Source organism: Dyella sp. S184, assembly GCF_009766065.1.
Taxonomy (GTDB): Bacteria; Pseudomonadota; Gammaproteobacteria; order Xanthomonadales; family Rhodanobacteraceae; genus Rhodanobacter.
Genome location: NZ_LMUE01000017.1, coordinates 95,662 through 119,569 on the forward strand (window position 1 = coordinate 95,662; position 23,908 = coordinate 119,569).

General features: G+C 63.0%; 16 protein-coding genes. 5 read left to right on the top strand and 11 right to left on the bottom strand.

What is annotated here, in order from left to right:
• The coding region (locus tag GSQ75_RS18285; protein ID WP_216840710.1) for a protease pro-enzyme activation domain-containing protein at nucleotides 1-1,962 on the bottom strand (1,962 nt) is incomplete at its 3' end.
• Nucleotides 1,963-2,840: 878 nt separating this feature from the next.
• Here GSQ75_RS18285 and GSQ75_RS18290 point away from each other — a divergent pair.
• Entirely contained in the window at nucleotides 2,841-4,076 is a 1,236-nt protein-coding gene (locus GSQ75_RS18290; RefSeq protein ID WP_158756318.1) for a TIGR03862 family flavoprotein, read from the top strand.
• Nucleotides 4,077-4,094: 18 nt separating this feature from the next.
• On the opposite strand, the gene GSQ75_RS18295 is transcribed toward GSQ75_RS18290, so the two are convergent.
• From GSQ75_RS18295 to GSQ75_RS18330, 8 genes are all read right to left on the bottom strand, one after another.
• Nucleotides 4,095-5,549: an efflux transporter outer membrane subunit gene (locus GSQ75_RS18295; protein ID WP_158756319.1), complete on the bottom strand. Its 1,455-nt coding sequence runs from the start codon at nucleotides 5,547-5,549 to the stop codon at nucleotides 4,095-4,097.
• 2 nt (nucleotides 5,550-5,551) lie between these two features.
• Nucleotides 5,552-8,857 carry an efflux RND transporter permease subunit gene (locus tag GSQ75_RS18300; protein WP_158756320.1) on the bottom strand — a complete coding sequence of 1,102 codons (3,306 nt, stop codon included), beginning with the start codon at nucleotides 8,855-8,857 and terminating at the stop codon, nucleotides 5,552-5,554.
• On the bottom strand, nucleotides 8,854-11,973 hold the full coding sequence (locus GSQ75_RS18305; protein WP_158756321.1) for an efflux RND transporter permease subunit: 3,120 nt from the start codon (nucleotides 11,971-11,973) through the stop codon (nucleotides 8,854-8,856). Before GSQ75_RS18305 ends, GSQ75_RS18300 begins: the two co-directional genes overlap by 4 nt.
• Nucleotides 11,974-11,990: 17 nt before the next feature.
• The gene (locus tag GSQ75_RS18310) at nucleotides 11,991-13,259 is read right to left on the bottom strand and encodes an efflux RND transporter periplasmic adaptor subunit (RefSeq protein WP_158756322.1); all 1,269 of its coding nucleotides are present in this window, start codon (nucleotides 13,257-13,259) and stop codon (nucleotides 11,991-11,993) included.
• Nucleotides 13,260-13,486: 227 nt separating this feature from the next.
• Complete coding sequence (locus tag GSQ75_RS18315; RefSeq protein ID WP_158756323.1) at nucleotides 13,487-14,269, bottom strand: glutaminyl-peptide cyclotransferase; 783 nt, start codon at nucleotides 14,267-14,269, stop codon at nucleotides 13,487-13,489.
• A 46-nt stretch (nucleotides 14,270-14,315) separates the two neighbouring features.
• A complete protein-coding gene (gene dbpA / locus GSQ75_RS18320) occupies nucleotides 14,316-15,695 on the bottom strand; it encodes an ATP-dependent RNA helicase DbpA (RefSeq protein ID WP_158756437.1) in 1,380 nt (459 codons plus the stop codon).
• A gap of 15 nt (nucleotides 15,696-15,710) precedes the next feature.
• Nucleotides 15,711-17,156 (bottom strand): DUF2867 domain-containing protein, encoded by a 1,446-nt coding sequence (locus GSQ75_RS18325; protein ID WP_158756324.1) that lies wholly within the window; start codon nucleotides 17,154-17,156, stop codon nucleotides 15,711-15,713.
• Between the two features lie 37 nt (nucleotides 17,157-17,193).
• Nucleotides 17,194-17,514, bottom strand: coding sequence for a metalloregulator ArsR/SmtB family transcription factor (locus GSQ75_RS18330; RefSeq protein WP_158756325.1), 321 nt, complete (start codon nucleotides 17,512-17,514; stop codon nucleotides 17,194-17,196).
• Between the two features lie 199 nt (nucleotides 17,515-17,713).
• Here GSQ75_RS18330 and folB point away from each other — a divergent pair, with 199 nt between their 5' ends.
• Together folB and folK are read left to right on the top strand one after the other, a co-directional pair.
• The gene (gene folB / locus GSQ75_RS18335) at nucleotides 17,714-18,073 is read left to right on the top strand and encodes a dihydroneopterin aldolase (protein WP_158756326.1); all 360 of its coding nucleotides are present in this window, start codon (nucleotides 17,714-17,716) and stop codon (nucleotides 18,071-18,073) included.
• Nucleotides 18,073-18,561 carry a 2-amino-4-hydroxy-6-hydroxymethyldihydropteridine diphosphokinase gene (gene folK, locus GSQ75_RS18340; protein WP_158756327.1) on the top strand — a complete coding sequence of 163 codons (489 nt, stop codon included), beginning with the start codon at nucleotides 18,073-18,075 and terminating at the stop codon, nucleotides 18,559-18,561. Before folB ends, folK begins: the two co-directional genes overlap by 1 nt.
• 31 nt (nucleotides 18,562-18,592) lie before the next feature.
• Here folK and GSQ75_RS18345 read toward each other — a convergent pair whose 3' ends face one another.
• Together GSQ75_RS18345 and GSQ75_RS18350 are read right to left on the bottom strand one after the other, a co-directional pair.
• On the bottom strand, nucleotides 18,593-19,339 hold the full coding sequence (locus tag GSQ75_RS18345) for a pteridine reductase (RefSeq protein ID WP_158756328.1): 747 nt from the start codon (nucleotides 19,337-19,339) through the stop codon (nucleotides 18,593-18,595).
• Between the two features lie 72 nt (nucleotides 19,340-19,411).
• Complete coding sequence (locus tag GSQ75_RS18350; RefSeq protein ID WP_158756329.1) at nucleotides 19,412-20,197, bottom strand: hypothetical protein; 786 nt, start codon at nucleotides 20,195-20,197, stop codon at nucleotides 19,412-19,414.
• A 210-nt stretch (nucleotides 20,198-20,407) separates the two neighbouring features.
• On the opposite strand from GSQ75_RS18350, the gene GSQ75_RS18355 reads away from it, so the two are divergent.
• Together GSQ75_RS18355 and GSQ75_RS18360 are read left to right on the top strand one after the other, a co-directional pair.
• On the top strand, nucleotides 20,408-22,573 hold the full coding sequence (locus GSQ75_RS18355) for a TonB-dependent receptor (RefSeq protein ID WP_158756330.1): 2,166 nt from the start codon (nucleotides 20,408-20,410) through the stop codon (nucleotides 22,571-22,573).
• A gap of 134 nt (nucleotides 22,574-22,707) precedes the next feature.
• Nucleotides 22,708-23,901, top strand: a complete 1,194-nt coding sequence (locus GSQ75_RS18360) for an SAM-dependent methyltransferase (RefSeq protein WP_158756331.1) — start codon at nucleotides 22,708-22,710, stop codon at nucleotides 23,899-23,901.
• Nucleotides 23,902-23,908: the final 7 nt, after the last annotated feature.

A 23,908-nucleotide genomic window follows, 5' to 3' on the forward strand; every position in this document is an offset into this window, starting at 1 on the left:
GGTATCGGTGAAGTTGGCGGTCGGTGTGCCACCCGTGGCGCCACTGGAGACCGTTACCGATTGGGTCGAGGAACTGGTCTTGCCGCTGACGCTGTCGGTGACCGTCTCGGTGACGCTGTAGGTACCGGCGGCGGCGTAGGTGTGGCTCGGGCTGGCGACAGCGGAGGTGCTGCCGTCACCGAAGGTCCACGCGTAGGTGCCGATGGTGCCACCCGAATCGGTGGACGTGTTGGTGAAGGTCGCCGTCAGGCCGCTGGTCGTATCGGTGAAGCTGGCGGTCGGCGTGCCGCCGGTGCTGCCGCTGCCGCCAACGTTGCTGGACAGCCCACTGACGATGATGCTGCCCCAGCCGGTGGTGTAGTCCCAGCCCACGGCGGCCGTCTCACCGTCATTGTTGCCGGAGGTGATGTCGTGGAAGTCCGTCGCATAGTTGGCAGCGGCGGCCTTGTACAGCAGCGGAGCCTCGAAGCCGAGTGCGCCGCCATTGGCGCCCTGGATGCGCGCCCATGAGCCAACGTTCAGCGGCGAAGCGAGGCTGGTACCGCCGATCTGCTGGTTCGCCTGACCGTCGACGATGACCAGTGCGCCGGAATCCGGGCTGGCGTCGAAGGCAATGTCGGGAACGCCACGATACTTGGAGGTGCCGTTCTGGCCCACGCCTACCTGCCAAGTCGGAATCGGCTCGAACGTGCTGGGGCTGCCGCCGGTGGCACCCTCGTTCTCGCTGAGGTTGTTCCACACCGTCTCGCTGGTCCAGGTGGTGGTGCTGGTGGTGTACAGCTCGGTGCCGCCAGCCGCGACCACATACTGCGAGCTGGCCGGCCAGCTCGGGGTGATGCCGCTGGTGCATTCGTTGGCGCCGGAGTCACCGGCGGAGACCGAGAAGGTCTGACCCTGTGCCACGGCCTGCTTGAAGACGGCATCTTCTGCGGTGGTCGTACCCGCCGACTTCGCATCGGTTTCGCACTCGCCCAGCGAGACGTTGATGGCAACGGCCTTGTCATCAGTCACGGCCAGGTTGTAGTCCGTGGTGAGGGCGGCGTCGGAGAGCGAGGCAGCATCGTAAAGGATCAGGCTTTTCAGGCCGCCCGACATCGCAATGATGTCCTGGGTGTCCAGATCCCATTCGCCGTCGCCGCTGGCCGAGACGGAACCGGTATTGCCGGTGCCTTCGATGGTCGGGACGAGGGACGTCAGGCCATTGGTGCTCTCGAAAGACTTGATGTCACTGAGCACATCGCTCATCTGGCCCGAAACCACGTTGCCGATCGTGATCGACGTGGCGGCGGGAAGGCTGCTGGCGCCGTAGATCTTCGGGAAATCGAGCGGGTTGTGACCCACGGCCGTGCCGCTGGCCATTGGATGGGCAATGTTCGTCTTAGCCCGGCGCGCGAAGATGTGCGACATGTGCACCGTATCCAGACCCACCACGGACTTCACGATGCCCTGCAGCGAGGCGGGAATCATCGCGTCGGTGGTGTTGCGGAAAGCATTGCGGCCGTCGTGGGTGCGCACAAGCTCGAATGAGGTGTTGAATGCAGCGCGCGCCGAGTCGGCGGTGGCGTCAGCCGTCACCAGCAAGCGGTTCGGGGTGATGGTGACATTCTTGAAACCGGCCTTGGTCAGGTAATCCGCGACTGCCTGTGCCTGTGCCTGGGTCGGCGAGTACTGCGCGGCGAATTGTGCCGGGCTCATCGAGCGCTCGGCCGCCGGCGTATCGTGCTGCTGGGCCTTTGCGATAAAGCTGTCCAATTGCGATTCGTTGCGGAAATTGAGCGCGACCACGATCTGCATCGGCTGTGCGGCGGGCAGGGCGCCGATGGCGGCGTCGCCGTTGCGCAGTGGATTGGCATGCTGCGCCGGTAGCGCGACGAAGGCGCTGCTGGCAGTGGCGGAGACCGACGCGGCAGCGGCCATGCCGATGGCTGCAACCAGTAACTTGAGACGAAAATGGCTTGGCATTTAGAACTCCCAAAGTTTTTTGAGGACGCACAAAGCCACTGGGGCCGCATGGGACCTCATGAATGAAATACCGTGGACAGACACGGCATCACTAAGTTGTGTTGGATTTCTCTGCGATCCTGCGAGTACTGCGGCTCACCTTCCCCATATATCCCTCAGGGCTTGCACGCAGTTTCACCGGTAACGTCAAAACAGGATTTTCATGACGTTGTGACAGGATCATTCGTCAAACTCCCAATCGACGAACCAATCGACGGTATGGCCCATGACAGAGGAGCGTCAATAGGACTTTTTGAGGTGACCGGTGATTGCAGTCACATAATCAATAAGGCCGGACTTGATAGGCTTGCCGCAATTATTTTCGGTGGCCGTGGCGCTGGCGCAGTGGAGTGAATGCATGTGCACATGACCTTGCCGCATTCGCAAAAATTGCCATTTATTACAATCAATATCAATTACATAGAAAATTTTTCCAGACAGAATTGGGTCGCTCCGGCGCGGTGGTTCTGCCGAACAGAAATGTCACCAGCCGCAGCCGAGGCAACTTGCGCATAACGCAATTGCATGCGTTTAGAACGAGATTATCTCGCCGCGCGCCGCAATATATTGCATGCGATTATGTGAAGTGAGTGCTTCCGCACTGCCTGAAAATCGGTTGTGACGGATTTACCCGGTTCATTTTTAATTCAGCTGCTCATGGTCCACCATGAACGGAAGAGGATGGCAAGACAGATCATCTGGCCGACCCGTTATTCCGGCAGCCGCGTTCTGGTGGGCATCCGATGGATGCAGGCGGATCAAGGCGGGGCAGCTGATCCAGCGTGACGGTGAGCCGGCGCCCCGCTCATTCCGAGCAGGCGGCATGCGACCATGCACTGATGACCCGGACTACCCATCCCCGACTGGCGATCATTGGCGGCGGCCCGGCGGGCCTGATGGCGGCCGAAGCTTCGTGCGCAGCGGGCGTGACCGTCGATCTGTACGATGCGAAGAGTTCGGTCGGGCGAAAATTTCTGCTGGCTGGCAAGGGCGGTCTCAACCTCACCCATGGTGAAGCGCCGGCGCGCTTTGTCGAGCGTTACGGTTCACGCCAGACCGAGATCAAACAATGGCTCGATGCGTTCGATGCGGAGGCATTGCGGGCGTGGGCACGTGGACTGGGCGTGGAGACGTTTGCCGGCAGCTCCGGTCGGGTATTTCCGAAAGACCTGAAGGCGGCGCCCCTGCTGCGCGCCTGGCTGCATCGCCTGCGTGTTTCCGGAGTGGGCTTCCACATGCACCATCGATGGCTGGGCTGGCAGGCGCACGGTGCCTTGCACTTCGCCACGCCGCAGGGCGAACGCGTGGTGCCGGCGGATGCGGTGCTCCTGGCGCTGGGTGGCGCCAGCTGGCCGCAGCTCGGTTCCGATGGCGCTTGGGTGACCCCGCTGCAACAGGCCGGGATCGACATCGCACCACTGCAACCGGCGAACTGCGGGTTCGAGCTGGCGTGGAGCGAACACCTGTCCAGTCGCTTTGCGGGCGCACCGCTCAAGCCGGTGGTGGCGCACTGGACAGATCGCCGCGGCGTGGCCCATGCGCGCCAGGGCGAGTGCGTGATCAGCGAATACGGCATCGAAGGCAGCCTGGTATATGCGATCGGTGCCGAACTGCGCGAGCAGATCGCCGAGCGTGGCGATGCCGTGCTGAAGCTGGATCTGGTGCCGGGCTATACCGAACCCGTACTTGCCGATCGCCTGGCAGCTCCACGCGGCAAGCACAGCATCGGTGACTGGTTGCGCCGTCGCGCCGGACTTGATCCGGCGAAGTGCGCGTTGGTGTTCGAACTGATCGCGAAATCGATCTTGGCCGATCCAGTAGCGCTGGCAGCGCAACTCAAGTCATTGCCTTTGCGCCTGCGTGCACCGCGACCGGTCGCCGAGGCGATCAGCACGGCCGGCGGTGTGCGGCTGGAGGGGCTGGACGACAAGCTGATGCTGCGCATGCGCCCCGGGGTATTCTGCGCGGGCGAGATGCTGGACTGGGAGGCACCCACCGGCGGTTACCTGCTCACCGCCTGCTTCGCCAGCGGACTGATTGCCGGCCGCGGCGCGGCGCACTGGCTGGGAAAGTAGTCGGCACGCGTGCTGTTCTCAGTGCTGGGTGGATGACGTCAGCGAGGACTTCGGTGGCTCGCCAAGTTCGCTGGCCGACCAGCCGCCACCCACATCCCCGATCAGCGACACCGCATCAAGCAGGCGTTGCTGCTGCACGCTGAGCGCGCTCTGCTGCGTGCTCAGCTGGATAGCCCGGGCAGTGGCTGCGGTGGTGTAGTCCACGGTGCCGGCCTGGTACTCGTTGAACGCGATCTCGGCGCCGCGGGTGGCGTCGTGTACGGCCGTGTCCAGCACCTCGGCCTGCTGGGCGAGAATGCGCAGACCGGAAAGGTCATCCTCCACATTCTGGAACGCGGTCAGCACGGTGCCACGATAGTTGGCGACTGCGGCTTCGTAGTTTGCCTTGGCCGCGGCAACCTCGCCATGGCGTGCACCGAAGTCGAACAGGGTTTCGCTCGCGTCGGCGCCCAGCGACCAGACATGGTTGGCGATGTGCAGCAGGCCCGCCAGCGGCGATTGCGAGAAACCGTCGGCTGCCGACAGCGAAAGGCTCGGGTAATAGGCGGCAATGGCGATGCCGATCGCGGCGTTCTGCGCGGCCATCTGGCGTTCGGCGATCGCGATATCCGGGCGGCGCTGCAGCAGGGTCGAAGGTACGCCGGCCGGAACCGTGGGCAGCGTCGGCAAGGTCGTGCTGTGCGGAATGTCGAGTTCTTCCGGGTTCTTGCCGACCAGCACTGCAATCGCGTGGGCGTACTGCGCACGGGCGACGCCAAGCGCGAGCAGACTGGCCTGCGCGTTCTCCAGTTGGGTCCGCGCACTGATGACATCGGAAGGCGCGATGGTGCCGGCGGTGCCCTGGTTGGCAATCACGCGCAGATATTCCGTATAGGCATCGACGGTCTTCTGCAGCAGGTCGATGTTGGCGTCGCTCACACGCAGTTCGATGACTGCCGTGGCCAACGCGGTTTGCTCGGACAGGGTGGCGTTGGCCAGGGTCGCCTCGCTGGCCTGGGCGGTCGCCTTGTTCTCCTCGATGGTGCGACGGACCTTGCCCCACAGATCCGGCGCCCAACTGACATTGCCTTCGAGCGAGCCGGCGCTGCTGATCGATCCGTTGCCGTTGTTGCCGAGACTGCTGCTGGCGCTGCGCTGCCTGGTCGCCGAGCCGGTGACGCCGATCGTGGGAAACAGGCTGCTGCGTGCCACCTGCACCTCGGCGAGCGCAGCCTGATAGTTGGCGTAGTCCTGGCGCACGGTCTGGTTCGAGACCGATACCATTGGCTCGAGCTGGTTGAGCAGCGGATCGTTGAAGCCGGTCCACCAGTCGCCCTTCGGCGCTTCGGCCGCCGGCGCCGCCGCCGTCCAGCCGGGCAGTTCCTTGTATTGCGGCGGTGTCGCCACCTGCGGGCGATGGTAGTCAGGGCCGACCATGCAGCCGCCGAGCAACAGTGCCAAAGAGGCAGCCATTGTGGTGTGGAGAATCTTCATGTTCATGCGCTCGCGTCCGATCTGTTCCACGGCAGGGTGGCGGACCACTTGGCCAGTCTGGCGCGCAAGCGGTCGAGGTAGATGTAGATCACTGGCGTGGTGTACAGCGTGAAGACCTGACTGAAAATCAGACCACCCATGACGGTAATGCCCAGAGGTTGTCGCAACGATGCGCCCTGGCCGATGCCGATGGCCAACGGCACCGCGCCGAGCACGGCAGCGGCGGTGGTCATCATGATCGGCCGTAGACGCACCACGGCCGCGTCGTGAATGGCTCTCTGCGGCTCATAGCCTTCGTCGCGCTGCAGGTGAATGGCGACGTCGATCATCATGATCGCGTTCTTCTTGACGATGCCGATTAGCAGAATGATGCCGATCATCGCGATCACCGAGAACGGCGTACCGAAGATCAGCAGCGCAAGGGTGGCGCCGATGCCTGCCGATGGCAGTGTAGAGAGGATCGTGATCGGATGGACGGTGTTCTCGTAGAGCATGCCGAGCACGATATAGACGGCTGCCAGTGCGGCGAGGATCAGCAGTGGCATGGTCGACATCGACTGCGCGTAGACCTGCGCGGCACCCGCGAAGCTACCGTGGATGGAGGCGGGTAGTCCCAGCTGCTGCGAAGCCTGGTTGATTGCGTCCGTGGCCTTGCTCAGCGAACCGCCAGGCGGCAGGTTGAAGGAAATCGTGGCGGCGACCAGGCCGCCCTGATGGCTGACCTGGGTGGCCGTGTGATTGCTCGTATATGTCGCCAGCTGCGGGAATGGCACCAGGGTCTCGCTCGACGTGCTGTCTGCGCTGCCGCTGGAGCTGCCACCTTTGGCATTGGAGATGGCGTTGGTGAGCTGGTTGGCCTCGGCATTGGCGTTGAGCGCATTGGACGAGGATGTGCTGCCTTGCGTCCCGCTCACCGCTGTCACCTGCTGGACCGGCTGCACGAGGCTGCTCGATATCTGCGTCTGCTGGGTTCCACTCGCATTGCCTGCAGCGGTGCTGAAACGCATGCGGTCGAGCATCTGCGGGTACTGCCAGTATTTCGGCGCGACCTCCATCACCACGTAGTACTGGTTGAGCTGGTTGTAGACGGTCGACACGGTGCGCTGGCCGAAGGCGTCGTACAGCACGCTGTCGATCTGGTTCGGTGCAAAACCATAGCGAGCGGATGTGGCGCGATCGAAGTTGACATAGATCTGCAGGCCGTTCTGCTGCAGGTCCGAATTCACGTCCGTCATCTGGGTGCGGTCCTTGCCCAGCGCGGTCACCAGTGCGGGCACCCACTTGAACAGCGCGGTGGGGTCGTCGCTGGTCAACGTGTACTGGTATTCGGCGGCGGACGAGCGGCCGCCAATATGCAGATCCTGCGCTGCCTGCAGAAAGAGCTTTGCGCCGGACACTGCATTGAGTTTCGGGCGCAGGCGATCGACCACCTGCGCTGCGGACAGCTTGCGCTCGGCCAGCGGCTTGAGTTCGATGAACACATTGGCGGTGTTGAGTGCACGACCACCGGTAAAACCCGCCACCGAGGCGACTGCGGGATCCTTCTGCACGATCGCCTGCAACTGCGCGAGCTTCTGTTCCATCGCTTGGAACGAGATGCTCTGGTCGGCAATGATCTGGCCCATCAGGATGCCGTTGTCCTGTTCCGGGAAGAAGGTCGAGGGCACCAGCTTGATCAGCAGGACATTGAGCACGATCAGGCCGATCAACGTAAGTCCGACCAGCAGCGCATGATCGAGCACGGTGGTGAGGGAACGGGAATACGCGTTCTTGAAGCGCTCGAACTGCCGTTCGTACCACAGTGCCCAGCGCGCCTTGGAGTGCAGCGTCTTGCGGTTGAGTACATAGGCCGCCATGGTCGGCGTGACCGTGAGCGAAATCACCAGCGAGAGCAGGATCGCGATCGACAGCGTCACCGCGAACTCGTGGAACAGCAGGCCGACGATGCCTGGCATCAACAGGATCGGCAGGAACACCGCGATAAGCGACAGGCTCATCGAGATCACCGTGAAGCTGACCTCGGCGCTGCCGCGCAGGGCCGCCTCGCGCACGTCCATGCCGGATTCGACGTGGCGCACGATGTTCTCCAACACAACCACCGCATCGTCGACCACGAAACCGGTGCCGATGGTCAGCGCCATCAGCGAGAGGTTGTCGATGCTGTAGCCGAGCAGGTACATCGGCCCGAACGTGCCGATGATCGACAGCGGCAGCGCCACCGCCGGCACCAGGATCGCCCGCGGCGACTGCAGGAAGATGAAGACCACGCCGATCACCAGCAGCACGGCCATGAACAGGGTGCGCTCGGTGTCGTTCACCGCGGCGTTCACCGATTGCGAGCGATCGACGGCGATGCCGATATGGACATTGTGTGGCAGCGTCGCCTCGATCGATGGCAGCACCTTGCGGATCTGCGCCACGGTCTTGACGATGTTGCCACCCGGCAGCGGATAGACGATGACCAGCACCGCATCCTTGCCGTTGTAGAGGCCGGCGTTGCGGATGTTTTCCGCGGAATCCTCGACGTCGGCGACGTCGCGCAGCAGCACCGGCGCATTGTTGCGATAGGCTACCACCAGATCGCGGTACGGTGCGGCCGTGTTGATCTGGTCGTTCGAGGTGACCTCGAAGCGCTGGTCGCCCTGATCGATGTGGCCCTTGGCACTGTTGGCATTCGCCGAGCTGATCGCGGCGCGCACGTCCTCCAGGCCGATGCCGTAGCTGTTGAGCTGATCGGGTTGCAATTCCACCCGCACCGACGGCAACGCGCTGCCGCCCAGGGTGATCTGACCCACGCCGTCGACCTGCGACAGCTGCTGCTGGATCACCGAATCGGCTGAATCGTAGAGTTGCGCGCGGGTCAGCGTGTTCGAGGTCAGCGCCAGCACCATGATCGGTGAATCGGCCGGGTTGTACTCGCGATAGGTCGGGTTGTTGCGCAGCGTCGAGGGCAGGTCCGCGCGCGACGCCTGCAAGGCAGCCTGGACATCGCGGGCAGCGCCATTGATATCCCGGCTCAGTCCGAACTGGATGACGATGTTTGCGGAGCCGACCGAGCTTGTCGAGGTCATTTCGCTCACGTCGGCAATCGAACCCAGGCGCCGTTCCAGCGGCGCGGCCACGGTGGACGCCATGATGTCCGGGCTGGCACCCGCCATGCTGGCCTGTACCACGATGACGGGATAGGTGACGTTCGGCAGCGGGGCGACCGGCAGCTTGAAATATGCCAGTGAACCGGACAACAAGATGGCGACCGCCAACAGGGTGGTCGCCACCGGTCGCTTGATGAACAGTCCCGGGATACTCACGGCGTGCGCTCGGACGCCTGTTCAGACGTCGGTTCGGGACGCTTGCGCTGGAAGCGCTGCGCCAGACGGTCAAAGAGCAGATAGATCACCGGCGTGGTGAACAGCGTCAGCACCTGGCTCAGCGTCAGGCCGCCGATGATGGCCAGACCGAGCGGGCGGCGCAGCTCCGAGCCGGTGCCAGTGCCCAGCAGCATCGGCAACGCACCGAGCATCGCGGCCAATGTCGTCATCAGGATTGGCCGGAAGCGCAGCAGCGAGGCTTCGAAGATCGCCTCCTCGGGCGGCTTGCCGTGCTCGCGCTCGGCCTCGAGCGCGAAGTCCACGATCATGATCGCGTTTTTCTTCACGATACCGATCAGCAACACGATGCCGATGATGCCGATCACGTCCAGGTCGCTGCCCGCAATCATCAGCGACAGCAGCGCGCCGATGCCGGCCGAGGGCAGCGTCGAGAGAATCGTCACCGGATGGATGAAGCTTTCATACAGCACGCCGAGCACGATGTAGACGGCGACCAGCGCGGCGATCAGCAGGTATACCTCGCTCGACAGCGAATCCTGGAAGGCCTGCGCGGCGCCCTGGAACGATGAGGTGATCGAAGGTGGCAGATGCACGGCTTGCTCGGCCTGATTTACCTCGTCCACCGCCTTGCTGAGCGAGGCGTCCTGGGCCAGGTTGAACGAGATGGTGACCGCGGGGAACTGGGCCAGATGGCTGATCACCAGCGGCGACTTGGTGACCTTGATCGTGGCGATGCCTTTCAGCGGTACCTGGCCGCTGCTGCTGGTCTGGCTGGGCAGGTACAAGTTGCCGAGCGACTCGATCGTCGGCAGGCTTTCGGGCTTGGCGACCAGGATCACGCGGTACTGGCTGGATTGATCGAAGATCGTCGACACGATGCGCTGTCCCAGCGCGTCGTAGAGCGCGTTGTCGATCGTCGCCGCGGTAATGCCATAACGTGCGGCGAGTTGACGATTGACCTCGACGTCCACGCTCAGGCCATCGTTGTTCAGATCGCTGGTGACGTCGGTGATCGAGGTGATCTTTTTCATGCGCGCGATCAGGGCGGGCACGTATTGCATGAAGGCTTGCTGGTTTGGTCCGCGCAGCACGAACTGGTACTGGTTCGGTGACACCGTGGTATCGAGGGTCAGGTCCTGCTCGGGCTGCAGGTACAGCTGGATGCCCGATACGTTCGTTACTTCGGTCTGCAGGCGCCGGGCGATTTCGGCCGCTGTCGACGAGCGATCGTCACGCGCCTTCAGGTTGATCAGGAAGCGGCCGTTGTTGAGCGTGGTATTGGTGCCGTCGATGCCGACGTACGAGGTCAGCCCGGTGACGTCCTGATCCTTGAGGATCGCGTCAGCCAGCGCCGCCTGGCGTTCCACCATCGCGGTGTACGACACCGAGTTGTCGGCGACGCTGATGCCCTGGATCACCCCCACGTCCTGCGTTGGGAACAGACCCTTGGGGATCGTGATGTACAGGATCACGGTCAGCGCCAGGGTCGCCAGGAAGATCAGCAGGGTCAGCGTCTGGTGCTTCAGAACGACACGCAGGCCACGCTCGTAGCCAGCCAGGGTCTTGTTGAACAGGCCTTCGCTGATCCGCTCGAAGCGGCTCGGATGCCGGTCGGCCTGTGCCCGCAGCAGGCGTGCGCAAAGCATCGGCACCAGGGTCAGCGAGACCACGCCCGAGAGCACGATGGTGACTGCCAGGGTGACCGCGAACTCGCTGAACAGGCGCCCGATCACGCCGCCCATGAACAGCAGCGGGATCAGCACCGCGATCAGCGAGACGGTCAGCGACACGATGGTGAAGCCGATCTGCCCGGCACCTTCCAGTGCCGCTTCGAGTGGTGTCTTGCCTTCCTCCAGGTAACGCACGATGTTCTCGATCATCACGATCGAGTCGTCGACGACGAAGCCGGTGGCGATGATCAGCGCCATCAGCGAGAGGTTGTCGATCGAGTAGTTCAGCTGGTACATCACCGCCAGCGTGCCGATCAGCGACACCGGCACGGAAATGCTCGGGATGATCGTGGCCGGTATGTTGCGCAGGAACACGAAGATCACGAGCACCACCAGCACGATCGCCAACACCAGTTCGAATGCCGCATCGGAGACGGACGAGCGGATCACGCCGGTGCTGTCGGAAACGACCTCGACCTTCATCCCCGCCGGCAGCGTGGATTCAAGCTGAGGCAGCTCTTTCATGATCTGGTTGACGGTGGCGATCACGTTCGCGCCAGGTTGGCGCTGCACATTGAGCACGATCGCCTGCGTCTTGTTGAACCAGGCGCCTTGCTCGGTGTTCTGCGCGGACTGGGTGACCTTGGCGACGTCGCGCAGGTAGACCGGCGCACCGTTCTGGTAGGAGATCACCGTGGCCAGGTAATCCTCGGGATTCTCGATCTGGTCGTTGCCGTTGATCGTGTAGTCCAGTTTCGGACCGTCGAAATTGCCCTTCGGCTGGCTGACGTTGACGTTTGCGATCAACGAGCGCAGATCGTCGATATTGAGTCCGTAGGCGGCCAGCTTCTGCGGGTCCGCCTCAACCCTGACCGCTGGCACGTTGCCGCCGGCCGGGGTGACCAGGCCGACACCGGACACTTCGGAAATCTTCGCGCCCAGTCGGTTGTTGGCGACGTCCTGCAACTGCGGCAGCGACATCGAGTTGGAGGTAACCGCCAGGGTAAGGATCGGCTGGTCGGCCGGGTTCACCTTGGCATAGGTCGGCGGTGCCGGCAGTCCCGTGGGCAGCAGGCTGTTGGATGCGTTGATCGCCTCCTGCACGTTCTGTTCGGCGATGTCGAGGTTGAGCGAGAGGTCGAACTGCAAGGTGATGACCGAAGCCCCGGCGGAACTGTTCGAGGTCATCTGCTGCAAGCCGGGGATCTCGCCCAGCTGCACTTCCAGGGGCGCGGTCACCGTGGTCGCCATCACCGTGGGGCTGGCGCCGGGGTAGAAGGTCTGCACCTGGATCGTCGGGTAGTCGACGTCCGGCAACGACGACACCGGCAGGAAACGCACCGCGACCAGGCCCACCAGCACAAGGGCGATCATCAGCAGTGACGTAGCCACCGGCCTGAGTACGAACAGGCGGGAAATGTTCATCGGGTCGTCGCCGCCGCTTACGAAGCTTGTGAGGCGGAGGCGGTACCGTGGGTCCGCTTCCTGCCTTGTTGCGATGTGCTTGCCGCCGAAGAAGCGGGCGCCGGGGTGCTGCCTGCTTCTGCCGGCTTGGCCGATTTCGCCGCGGCGAGCTTGACCTTGGCGCCGTCGCTCAAGCGGTCCATGCCGTCGGTGACCACGACCTGGCCAGCCGCGAGGCCCGACAGGATGACCGTATTCTTGCCGTCGCTGGGGCCCTGGGTCACCTTGTGCACGGAGACGGTGTTGTCAGCGTTGACGAGGTAGACGTAATCCCCTGGCGCGCCGCTCTGCACGGCGGGCGTCGGCACCAGTACCGCGTTCTGTAGCGTGTCGACCAGCAGTTTCACGTTGACGAATTCACTGGGAAACAACGCCTCGTCGTCGTTGGGCACGGTCGCACGCAAGCTCACCGTACCGGTGCTGGTGGCCATCTGGTTGCCGAGTGCGTACAGCGTGCCGGTGGCGATCTGCTTGCTGTTGTCGCTGTCGTAGATCGTGACTGCCAGCTTTGCGTTGGGGCTGTTGAAGCGCTGCAGCACTTTCGCCAGCGAGTTCTGCGGCACGGTGAACTGCACCGTGGTCGGCTTCATGGTGGTGATCGTCACGATGCCCGGCGAGGTCGACTGGGTAACGTAATTGCCTGGATCGACCAGGCGCAAACCGACCCGCCCGGCAACCGGTGCGGTGATGTGGCAGTAGACGAGGTCGAGGTCGAACTGCGCGATACTTGCCTGGTCGGCCTTGATCGCAGCTTCGTCCTGCTGGACCGTGAACTGCTGGTCCGCATAGGTCTGCTCGGCAATCGACTTCTGCGCGTGCAACTGCGTGTAGCGGGCCAGATCGGCGCGGGCCTGGGCCAGGGTCGCCTGGTCCTTGGCCAATTGCGCCTGGGCCTGCTGCTTGTCGATTTCGTACTGGCGTGGATCGATCTGGGCGAGGAACTGCCCCTTGGTGACATCCTGGCCTTCCTGATAGCCGACCGCAGTCAGGTAGCCGCTCAATTGCGGCAGTACGTTGACGGTGGCGACCGGGGTCACCGTGCCCAGCTCGCTCAAGGTTTCCGGCATGCTGCCCAAGATTGCAGTGGCCGCGCTCACCACTTGCGCTGGCGTACCGACTTTTGCCTTCTTGCTGTTGAGGAGATGGAACACGACCAGGGCAACCAGCAGAACGATAACCACCACAGTGATCAGCAAGCCACGCCTTTTGTACCAGTGTTCGTTTGCTTTCGGTGTGTCGGCACTCATAAACCATCTCCCGGGTGCTCAATACCCGTTACTAAAGCACTTTCATTTGTCAAAGCAACGTCATCCCGGACGGCAGAGCCACCGTCAGCATAACTGGCAGAATGGTTTGTAACGGTTTGCCGTGCGTGTGGTTGACGCAAGAAGCTACAGCTTGCGGCTGGTGAATCCACGTATGGCGGCTTCAACGTGTCGCCGAGTTGTCTTGTTCGCGCGGCGGTCGTTGTGTCTCATGGCACATGCTGCTTCACCAGCTTGATCTCGAACAGCTTCGGCCAGCGCTTGCCGGTGACGAACAGACGATCGTGTTCGGCGTCGTAGGCAATGCCGTTGAGTACATCATTACCCGGATCCGGCAGCTGATTGACGTCGAGCAAACCCGTGAGGTCGATCCAGCCCACGACGTGGCCGGTGGCCGGATCGATCCGCGCGATCCGGTTGGTCAGCCAGACGTTGGCATAGATCTCGCCCTTGACCCATTCCAGCTCGTTGAGATTCGTCACCGGCTCGCCGTCGGCCATCACCATGATGCTGCCGGTCGTGGTCAGCGTCTCCGGATCGAGGATACGCAGTACCGCCGAACCATCGCTCATATACAGATGATGGCTGTCGCGGGTCAGCGCCCAGCCTTCGCCCGGATAGGCAAACGTGTGTTGCAGCTTGAAGCTGGCCATGTCGTAGACAAAACCGGTCTGGTTCTTCCAGGTGAGCTGCACCAGATGGTTCTTCCAGTCGACGATGCCCTCGCCGAAATACTCTGACGGCACGTTGTAGCGCTGTACCACTTCACCGGTTTTCAGTTCCACCTTGCGCACGGTCGATTCGCCGGCCTCGCCGGTGCTTTCGTAGAGGTAGCCGTCCTTGTAGAACAGACCTTCGGTATAGGCGCCGGTATCGTGCGGATAGACGTGCACGACCTTGTAGCCGTAGACGGGTATCGCCGCTTGGGCAGCGGCACTGCCCAGCAAAAGGGCGAGAGCGAGGATCGAGGTGAGGCCGGGCAATCGGGTCATCGGTCAGATTCTTCTGAAGGAAGTCATGTCGAGGCCGTGCACGTTATCAGCCCAGCGGTCGTACGCGGAAGTTGCGCCCCTTGATCTTGCCGGCGCGCAGGCGCTCCAGCGCCTTGTTCGCCAGTGCGCGGCTGATCGCCACGTAGGCGCGGGTGGCGAACACGTCGATCTTGCCGATGTCCTTTGCGTCGAGCCCGGCATCGCCGGTGAGCGCGCCGAGGATGTCGCCGGGGCGCAGCTTGTCCTGTCGCCCGGCATCGATCACCAGGGTCTTCATCGGCGCGAGGTGCAGGGTCTTGCCTCGTGCTGGCGCGATCTTCAGCGGGCGCCACGGCAGTGGTACGCCACCCAGTTCTTCGATGTTCGTCGCCTTCGGCCGCTCGCGCGGCGTGCACAGCGTGATCGCGAGGCCGGACTGCCCGGCGCGGCCGGTGCGGCCGATCCGATGCGTGTGGGTTTCCGGGTCGTGCGGGATGTCATAGCTCACCACCAACGGCAGCGCGGCAATGTCCAGCCCGCGCGCGGCGACGTCGGTGGCGACCAGCACCGCACAGCTGCGGTTGGCGAAACGCACCAATACCTCGTCGCGGTCGCGCTGCTCCATGTCGCCATGCAGCGCGAGTGCGGAGAAACCGCGACGATCGAGTTCCTGCGCCACCGCATCCACTTCGCGGCGCATGTTGCAGAACACCAGCGCATGCTCGGCGCGGTCGCCGCTCAGCAGCTGCGCCAAGGCATCGATTTTCTGCGCCGGATCCACTTCGTGGAAGCGCTGCTCGATCGCCGGCTTTTGCTCGATCGGCGCATCCACCGTCACCTCGACCGGGTTGCGCTGCACGCGCTGGCTTACCGCGCGAATCTCATCGGGATAGGTCGCCGAGAACAGCAGCGTCTGGTGATGCTTGGCGATGCGCCCGATGATGTCGTCGATCGCATCGGTGAAACCCATGTCGAGCATGCGATCGGCCTCGTCCAGCACCAGCACCTTGATGCCGCCGCCATGCAGGCTTTCCCGCTTCAGATGCTCCTGCACGCGGCCGGGCGTGCCGACCACGATGTGCGGGTCATGCGTGAGTGACGCCAGCTGAGGCCCCAGCGGCATGCCGCCGCACAGCGTCAGCAGTTTCACGTTGGGGATGTTCGCCGCCAGCTTGCGGGTCGCCTTGCTGACCTGGTCGGCCAGTTCGCGGGTCGGGCATAGCACCAGCGCCTGCAGCCGGATCGTGTCCACATCGATAGCCTGCAGCAGGCTCAGCCCGAACGCCGCGGTCTTGCCGCTGCCAGTCTGCGCCTGCGCGATCACGTCGCGACCTTCCAGCATCGGCGGCAGGCTTTGTGCCTGCACGGGCGTCATCGTGGCGTAACCGAGCGTTTGGAGGCTGGCGAGCAGGGCGGGTTTGAGCGGGAGCGAGCTGAAGGCGGTCATCTGCATATGATCGCATCAATGCATGGCGGCTGTCGGAAGTGGCGGGTGCAACATGGTTGCCTGTCTGCCACCGGCAAGTTGCGACAGCGGAAATGCGTGCTCGACCGCCATGCGCAGCATGGTCGGCGTCACGTAGGAACGGTGCGCGTGTTGAATGATTGCCATGTAGAGCCGACCGAAAATATTCTTGCAGTGCACACGTGTGCCAAGGGTAATGTCCACGCGCTGATTGCTTAGCACTTGTACGCTGACACAGGATCGGAAGATCAGGTGCTTGTCATTGGCACCGAGAATCACTTGCGCATGCACATCATCCTGGTCGATGGCCTGATCAATCACGGGATAGCGCTGATCAAACAGGCTGCCCCTTGCTGGCGACAATAGCGACGACACCGGGCAACCAAGCGGTGACGTGCGCAAGCCGATGGGTTTCACCAATAGATTGCGCAGCGCCATCATGCGCGATACACCGGCAGGCGGGTTGCTCAGGAAGCCGTCCAGCACACTGCTGAGCAGGAAAGAGGCGCTTTTGACGCCGGCATCTTGACCGGTGATGCTTATGCAGAACATGTCTTCGTGATGGCAATGGTCATCGGTCAATTGATGCACGAGCAGCGAATCCGCCGGCAAGTGGTCGAGTTCCGTGACCGTGTAGCCGCCACTTTCAAACAGGAAGCCGGTCGAGCGCCTCCATGCGGCCCAGGCGCCGCGAATCATGCCTGCAGCACAACGTGTGGACGTGCACAGCAGGCTATGCAATGTTCCCGGCGGCGCATCCAGTGAGAGATAGGTGGTCGGGACATGGAGGTGATCGGACGACGCATCGTGCAGCATTTTGCTAACGCAAGTAGGCAGAAGCACAGTGAGTGAAGGGATGCTCGCCTCGTCCGCAAGTACTTTCTCGCGTAGCGCCTCCGGGAGATCTCCGCCGAGTTCGTTGGTATGGCATGACAGTGCGAAGAATGCCGGGTGCTGCGAGTTTTTCGTGAGTGGCGCGAACTGATGCCAGGTGTCACCTCCAAAGCGGACGGTAAACAGACAATCAGGCGGGATGTTGATGTAGTGAAGCGCCTGGATGAAGCTTGATGGGTCCGTTTCGATCTGCTCGGCATTGGCGCTGGAAAAGCGCAATTGAGCACCGCCGCTGCCGGAGATTGCTGTGAATACGCGGTGGCCGGCATGCCGATGGAATGGATGGCCTTTCGCGCCGACCGCAAACGAATACAGCGAAGTGGCATCGCCTTTGGAAAGATCGGTACTACCGAGCCGGGCAGAGGGCTCATCCAGTTCATCGACAAAATCTTCATGTGCCTGCTGTCGCGCCAGCACACTTGCAAACAGGTGGTCGCCGGAACCGTGGCCGAGCTGCGCGATAAGCGAGACTTCTACTGGCAGACCACCCGACGAAGATGGGATACATGCCGTCGGAAATGTTCGAGTGACTCTCGCGTGCATCGACATCGAATCGCTCCAGGTGCCCGTACTATTGCTGGCTTGGTCAAACGCCTTGTTTCTTCGTGGCCAGCTTGCGTGATTCGCGCTTGAGCGGTCCTGCAGCAGGACAGATCTCCAGCGCGAAACCGGTAAGTGTGTTCACCAGGCTGTCCTTGTTGAGGCTGTAGAAGATGAATTGGCCACGGCGTTCACTGTCCACGAGGCCGGCAGCCTCCAGTACCGATAAATGCCGCGATATGGCTGGCGCACTCATCGCGAAACGGCTGGCGATCTCACCTGCAGTCAACTCATTGGCTGAGAGATAGGCGAGGATTTCGCGCCGTGGGCGTGAGGCGAGGGCTTCAAAGATACGGTCGACGGCCATAAACATTTAGATATTTAAAGTAATAGTTAAATATAAACATGGAGAATTTCCGAAGTCAAGCGGCATGGGCAAAGCCAGCCAGAAAATAGAAGTCAGTGGAGTACCGACTGCCCATGACTGCATGCAATGTATCGTGGCGACTTGCATCTGGCAGCCAGCTCGCCGACCCTGTGCGGCTATCGCCTCAGTGATTACCACCATGGATATCGTTTTCATCGAAGACCTGCGCATCGATACCGTCATCGGTATCTACGACTGGGAGCGCCGTGTGCGCCAGACGCTGTCGTTCGATATCGAGATGGCGTTCGACAATACGGTGCCGGCAGCAAGCGACGACATCGCGCTCACGTTGAACTACAAGGACGTCTCCAAGCGCCTGATCGGCTATGTGAGCGAGTCGAGCTTTGGCCTGGTCGAGACACTGGCCGAGCGTTGCGTGGCGATCATCCGCGAGGAGTTCGGGGTCAGCTGGGTGCGTCTGAAGCTGTCCAAGCCCGGCGCGGTGCGCGGCGCGAAGGCGGTCGGCGTGCGGATCGAACGCGGCACGCGGCCGGACTGATGGCGCGGGTTTACCTGAGTCTGGGCTCCAACCTCGAACCGCGACGCTACCTCTCTGCGGCGATCACTGCGTTGCGCGAGCGCTTCGGCGTGATCGCGGTATCGCCGGCGTATCGCAGCAAGTCGGTGGGTTTCGACGGCGCGGATTTCATCAATCTAGCGGTGGGACTGGATACCGACTTGTCGCCCGAAGCACTGAACGAGTGGCTGCATGCGCTGGAGGACCGTCACGGTCGCCGCCGCGACGGGCCACGCTACTCCGACCGCACGCTGGACATCGACATAGTGTTCTATGGAGCGCTGGTGCTCGATGGGCCAGGACATTTGCAGATTCCACGCAAGGAGCTGAAGCACGCCTTCGTGCTGCGGCCGATCGCGGATATCGCACCGACGCTCCGGCATCCGCTGAGTGGCCTCAGCATGGCCGAGCTATGGGCGGCGTTTCCGGCGGAACATGAGCCCCTGACTGTCGAGTCGTTGCCGGACTGACCAGCACGGATTTTCCGCGCCGAACGGGGCATCACACCGACAGCGTGCGGCCGCCGTCCACACGGATGATCTGGCCGGTGACGAACGGCGCGTCACGCAGCAGCCATAGCACGGCGCCGGCGACATCGTCCGGTGTGCCTGCCCGCTGCAATGGCGTGCGTGCCAGCATCGTCTGCTGGTCGGCATAGGGTTTGCCGTCGCTGGGCCATAGTACGGCGCCGGGAGCCACGCCGTTGACGCGCACCTCGGGTCCCAGCTCCAGCGCCAGCGAGCGGGTCATCGCGGCCTGTGCGGCCTTCGCCATGCAGTACAGCGTGTGCTGATCCAACGGGCGTTCGGCGTAGATGTCCAGCAGGTTGACGATGCCACCGCGCGCCGCGCGCAATGCAGGTATCGCCGCCTGGCTGAGGAAGAACGGTGCCTGCGCATTGGAGGCGAACAATTCGTCCCATTGCGTTGGCGTCGCCGCACCCAGCGGGGTGGGATAGAACGCCGAGGCGTTGTTGACCAGCGCGTCGAGCCGGCCGTAATGCGCCAATAGCTGCTCGACCAGCGCGGGTAGAGCAGGGATGTCGGCCAGTTCGGCCTGCAGCAGCAAGGTGCTGCCGCTGCGCTGCTGTTCCAGTTCGTCGGCCAGGGTATGGGCATGCTCGACGGAGCGGCGGTAGTGCAAGGCCAGGTCGTAGCCCGCTGCGTGCAGCGTGCGCGCGATCACCGCGCCCACGCGGCGACCGGCACCGGTAATCAGCGCGACGGGTCGGTCATGGCGTGGCTTCATGCGTAGGCTCCTGCGGCAATCCAGCGGACAGCTTGCCGCAAAGCAATGGGTGCGTCATCCGTCGGCGAGCGATCAGTCCGTCTTTGGCTTGCGCGGTTTCCGGCTGGCGACCTTGCGTGCGGCACTGGCGACCTTGCGGGCAGCGCCGGTCGTCGCTTTGTCGACCAGCTTGTCCATCGCGCGCCGCACCGACGATGCCTTTTTGCGGGGCGCTGCCTTGGCGGGTTCCGCGGCGGCAGCTCCGTCGCCTTCGTTTTCCATCACGATGTCGCCACTGAACAGGGCGATCGCGGTACTGGCGACTTGCCCCGTGTCGTAATACGCATAGGCACCGACGCCGAGTGCACCGATCACCGGCAGCCAGCGCGACAGGCCTTCGCTCACCGTGCGCTGGGTGAGCTTGACGCCAATCTGCTTCGCCACGCGTTGCGCGACACCATAGGACATGCGTCGGAACACTAGCCGGTCGCCCATCTGCACGACCAGGTCGCGGAACGCCTGCGCCGCGGTATGCCGGAACAGGCACCACAGCATCTGCTCGCGGCCCAGCGTGTGATTGCGGCCATAGGCGGCGGCGATGTCGCTGACCATCTGGCCCTGGATCTTCCAGATCGCGATCAGCTCCGGCAACAGCGTCAGCCAGCCCAGCGGTCCTGGTGGCAGCGCCAGCGAGCCGGCGGTGAGCGCAGCTCGCTGGGCTGCGCGGTTGGCCAGGCGACGTGCCTCCGTGGCGGGATCCTTGCTGCTGCCGACCTTGCTGTCCGGCACCTTGCTGACGAAATCGAGGATCGCCTGGGTGACCCGGTTGTGCTCGACCGGTGCGATGACGGCAGGAACTTGCTCGCTGTGCTTGGCCATGCGGGGCTCCATGGTGGGCGCGCCACGAACTGGCGTGCGTCCGAGCAGTCTAGAGGAGCCGCGTGAAGCTGGACTCAATGGCCGGTGCAGGCGGTCCCTCGACATGGTATCGGCCGCAGGCATGACTTCTGGCTCAGGTGGGCAAGACGAGATGTCAGTAATGTTATAACATTACACACAGCCTCTCACTTGTCCTTGCTGGAACCCTTGATGAAACGATCCCTGCTTGCCTTGAGCCTTGCCGCTGCGCTGGCCACGACTGCTGCGCATGCCACCGATACGCCTGCAGCGCCCGCCGCTGCCACAACAGGCACGGATAACACGACGGATACCAGCAACCAGCCGCAGACGCGGGATCTGAGCGCGATCGACGTGTCGGCCAAGCTGGACAAGGCGCGCAACACATTGTCGCCGGATACCGGCAGCAGCCAGTACGTGATCGACCAGAAGGCGATCCAGGCGTTGCCGCTGGGTGCGTCCACGCCAATGAACCAGGTGCTGCTGCAGGCGCCCGGCGTGGTGCAGGATTCCTACGGCGGTCTGCATGTGCGCGGCGACCACGCCAACCTGCAATACCGCATCGATGGTGTGATCATTCCCGAGTCGATCTCCGGCTTCGGCCAGAGCCTGGACGCGCGCACGATCCAGAGCGTGAGCCTGCTCGACGGCGCGTTGCCGGCGCAATACGGCCTGCGCACGGCGGCGGTGGTCGATATCACCACTAAGAGCGGTAGCGCGTTGGGCAATGGCGGCAGCGTCGGCATGACCACCGGCTCGTTCGGCACGTTCAATCCGAATGTTTCGCTGTGGGGTAGCAGCGGCCCGTGGAGCGCATTCTTCACCGCGAACTACACGGAAGACAATGTCGGCATCGAGAATCCGACGGCCAGCCGCACGCCGATCCATGATCACACCAACCAGGTGAAGGCGTTTGGCGATGTCAGCTACCTGATCGACAGCGATACACGCCTGAGCTTCCTGTTCGGTGTGGCGAACAACCACTTCCAGATTCCGAACAACCCGGATCAGACGCCGCAGTTCGGTTATCTGGATGTCACCAATTTCAACTCGGCCAACTTGAACGAGCAGCAGAACGAGCAGACCCGCTTCGGCGTGCTGGCGCTGCAGGGCAAGCTGGGCGCGACCGATTACCAGGTCTCGCTGGGTCAGCGCTTCAGCGGCCTGCAGTACATGCCGGACGACATCGGTGATCTGATGTTCAACGGCGTCGCCGGCGCGATCAACCAGAGCGATCGCGCCAGCACGCTGCAGGTGGATTTCTCCACGCCGATGGGCGACAACCATACCCTGCGCTACGGTTTGTACGGCAGCTTCGACCATGCCAGCACCGACACCAATTCGCTGGTGTTCCCGGCCAATCCGGACGGTAGTCAGGCCAGCACGGTGCCGTTCAACATCTTCACCAGCGATCGGATCACCGCCAAGACCTGGTCCGCCTATGTGCAGGATGAGTGGAGCATCGGCGAGAACTGGACGGTGAACTACGGCCTGCGCGGCGACCAGTACCAGGCGTTCGATACCACCGCAAGCCAGCTGAGCCCGCGCCTGGGCATGGTGTGGCAGGCCACCAGCACCACCACCGTGCACGCCGGCTACTCGCGCTACTTCACGCCGCCGGCGACCGAGCTGATTTCCTCCACGGATCTCGCCGCGTTCGCCAATACCACCAACGCGGTGAAGAACTATGGCGACAACACGCCGCTGGCCGAGCGCTCCAACTACTTCGACCTCGGCGTCTCGCAGAGCCTAGGCAGCAACTGGACGCTGGGCCTGGACACCTATTACCGCACGGTGAGCCGTTTGCAGGACGAGGGCCAGTTCGGCACGGCGCTGGTGTATTCCACCTTCAATTACAAATACGGTCGCGTCGATGGCGCGGAGTTCACCGCGAACTACAGCGCTGGTCCGTTCTCGGCCTATTTCAACTTCTCCTATACCAAGGCGATGGGCAAGGATGTGATGACCAGCCAGTACAATTTCAGTCCGGTAGACCTGGCCTACATCGCCAACAATTACATTTACCTCGACCACGACCAGAAGTTCACCTCATCCGGCGGCCTCAACTACGCGTTGAGCGATACCACCAAGCTTGGCGCCGACTACCTGTTCGGCACTGGCTTGCGCAAGGACGGCAGCGTGCCGAACGGTGGCACCCTGCCGGACTACTTCCAGCTCAACCTCAACATCTCGCACGACTTCACGTTCGATCATTTCGGCCAGCTGCACACCCAGCTGGCGCTGATCAATGCGCTGGACCGTACCTACGAGCTGCGTGACGGCACCGGCATCGGCGTCGGTGCGCCGCAGTACGGGCCGCGCCGTGGGCTGTACCTGAGCCTGCAGAAAGATTTCTGATCGAGACAAGATTTCTGATCGAGACGCGGCTGGCGTAGGAGCGCACAAGGTGCGTTCCTACGGAAACACGTGAGGGACGCGCGATGCGCCCCTTCCGCTATGCTTGCCGCGGTTTTTCACTACCGGCAAGCCCCATGCCTTCCCGCCTCCCCGATCCGAGCGCCGACGAGCGCGCGCATTCCGACCATCTGCTGCAGCTGCTGCGTGAGCAGATCGCCTCGCACGGGCCGTTGCCGTTTTCGCAGTATATGGAGCGTTGCCTCTATGCGCCGGGGCTGGGTTACTACAGCGCGGGCAAGACCAAGTTCGGCGCGGCCGGCGATTTCGTCACCGCGCCGGAGTTGGGCGAGCTGTTCGCGCGCTGTGTGATCAATGCAGTGCAGCCAGTGCTGGCGATGCTTGGCGACGAGGCGGATTTTCTGGAGCTAGGCGGTGGCAGCGGCGCGTTCGCCGAGGTGGCGCTTAAAGCGTTGGCCGCTGGTGGTGCGTTGCCGCGGCAATACTTGATTCTCGAACCCAGCGCCGATCTGCGTGAGCGGCAGCGCGAACGGCTGCGCGCGCATCTTCCGGCCGAGCTCAACGCCCGCGTGCAATGGCTGGATCGTCCACCCGAGCAGGACTGGCGCGGCGTGCTGTTTGCCAACGAGGTGATCGATGCGTTGCCGGCCACGCGCTTCGCGATGCGCGCTGGTGAGGTCTACGAGGAGTATGTAGCGCTGGATGGCGAAGGTCGCCTGTTGCGCGTCGATCGTCCGGCCGATGCGCTGGTGGCCGGAGCGGTGCGCCATGTCGAACGCGACCTCGGCAGCGATTTCAGCGAGGGCTACCGTTCGGAAATCCTGCCGCAGCTGCCGTACTGGATCCAGGCGATAGCCGGTTCACTGACGGCCGGCTTGATGCTGTTCGTCGACTACGGTTACGTGCGCCGCGAGTTCTACCTGCCCGAGCGTGACGACGGCACTTTGATGGCGCATTACCGCCATCACGCGCACAACGATCCGCTGTATCTGCCTGGCCTGAACGATCTCACCGCCTCGGTCGATTTCACTGCGCTGGCCGAAGCGGGCAACAGTGCCGGCTTCGGCGTGGCCGCCTATCTGCCACAGGCACAGTTCCTGATCGGTGCCGGCCTGCAGGACATCTTCGAAATCGAGCAGGCAAAGATCGCCGACGAGCACAGCCGTTACCGGCTGGCGCAGCAGGTGAAGAAGCTCATGCTGCCCGATCAAATGGGCGAACGGTTTCAGGCGATGCTCTTCGCCCGCGGCATGGATGCGCTACCGCTACCCGCCGAGCTGCTGGCATCGGATCAGAGCCAGCGGCTGTAGCGTTGGG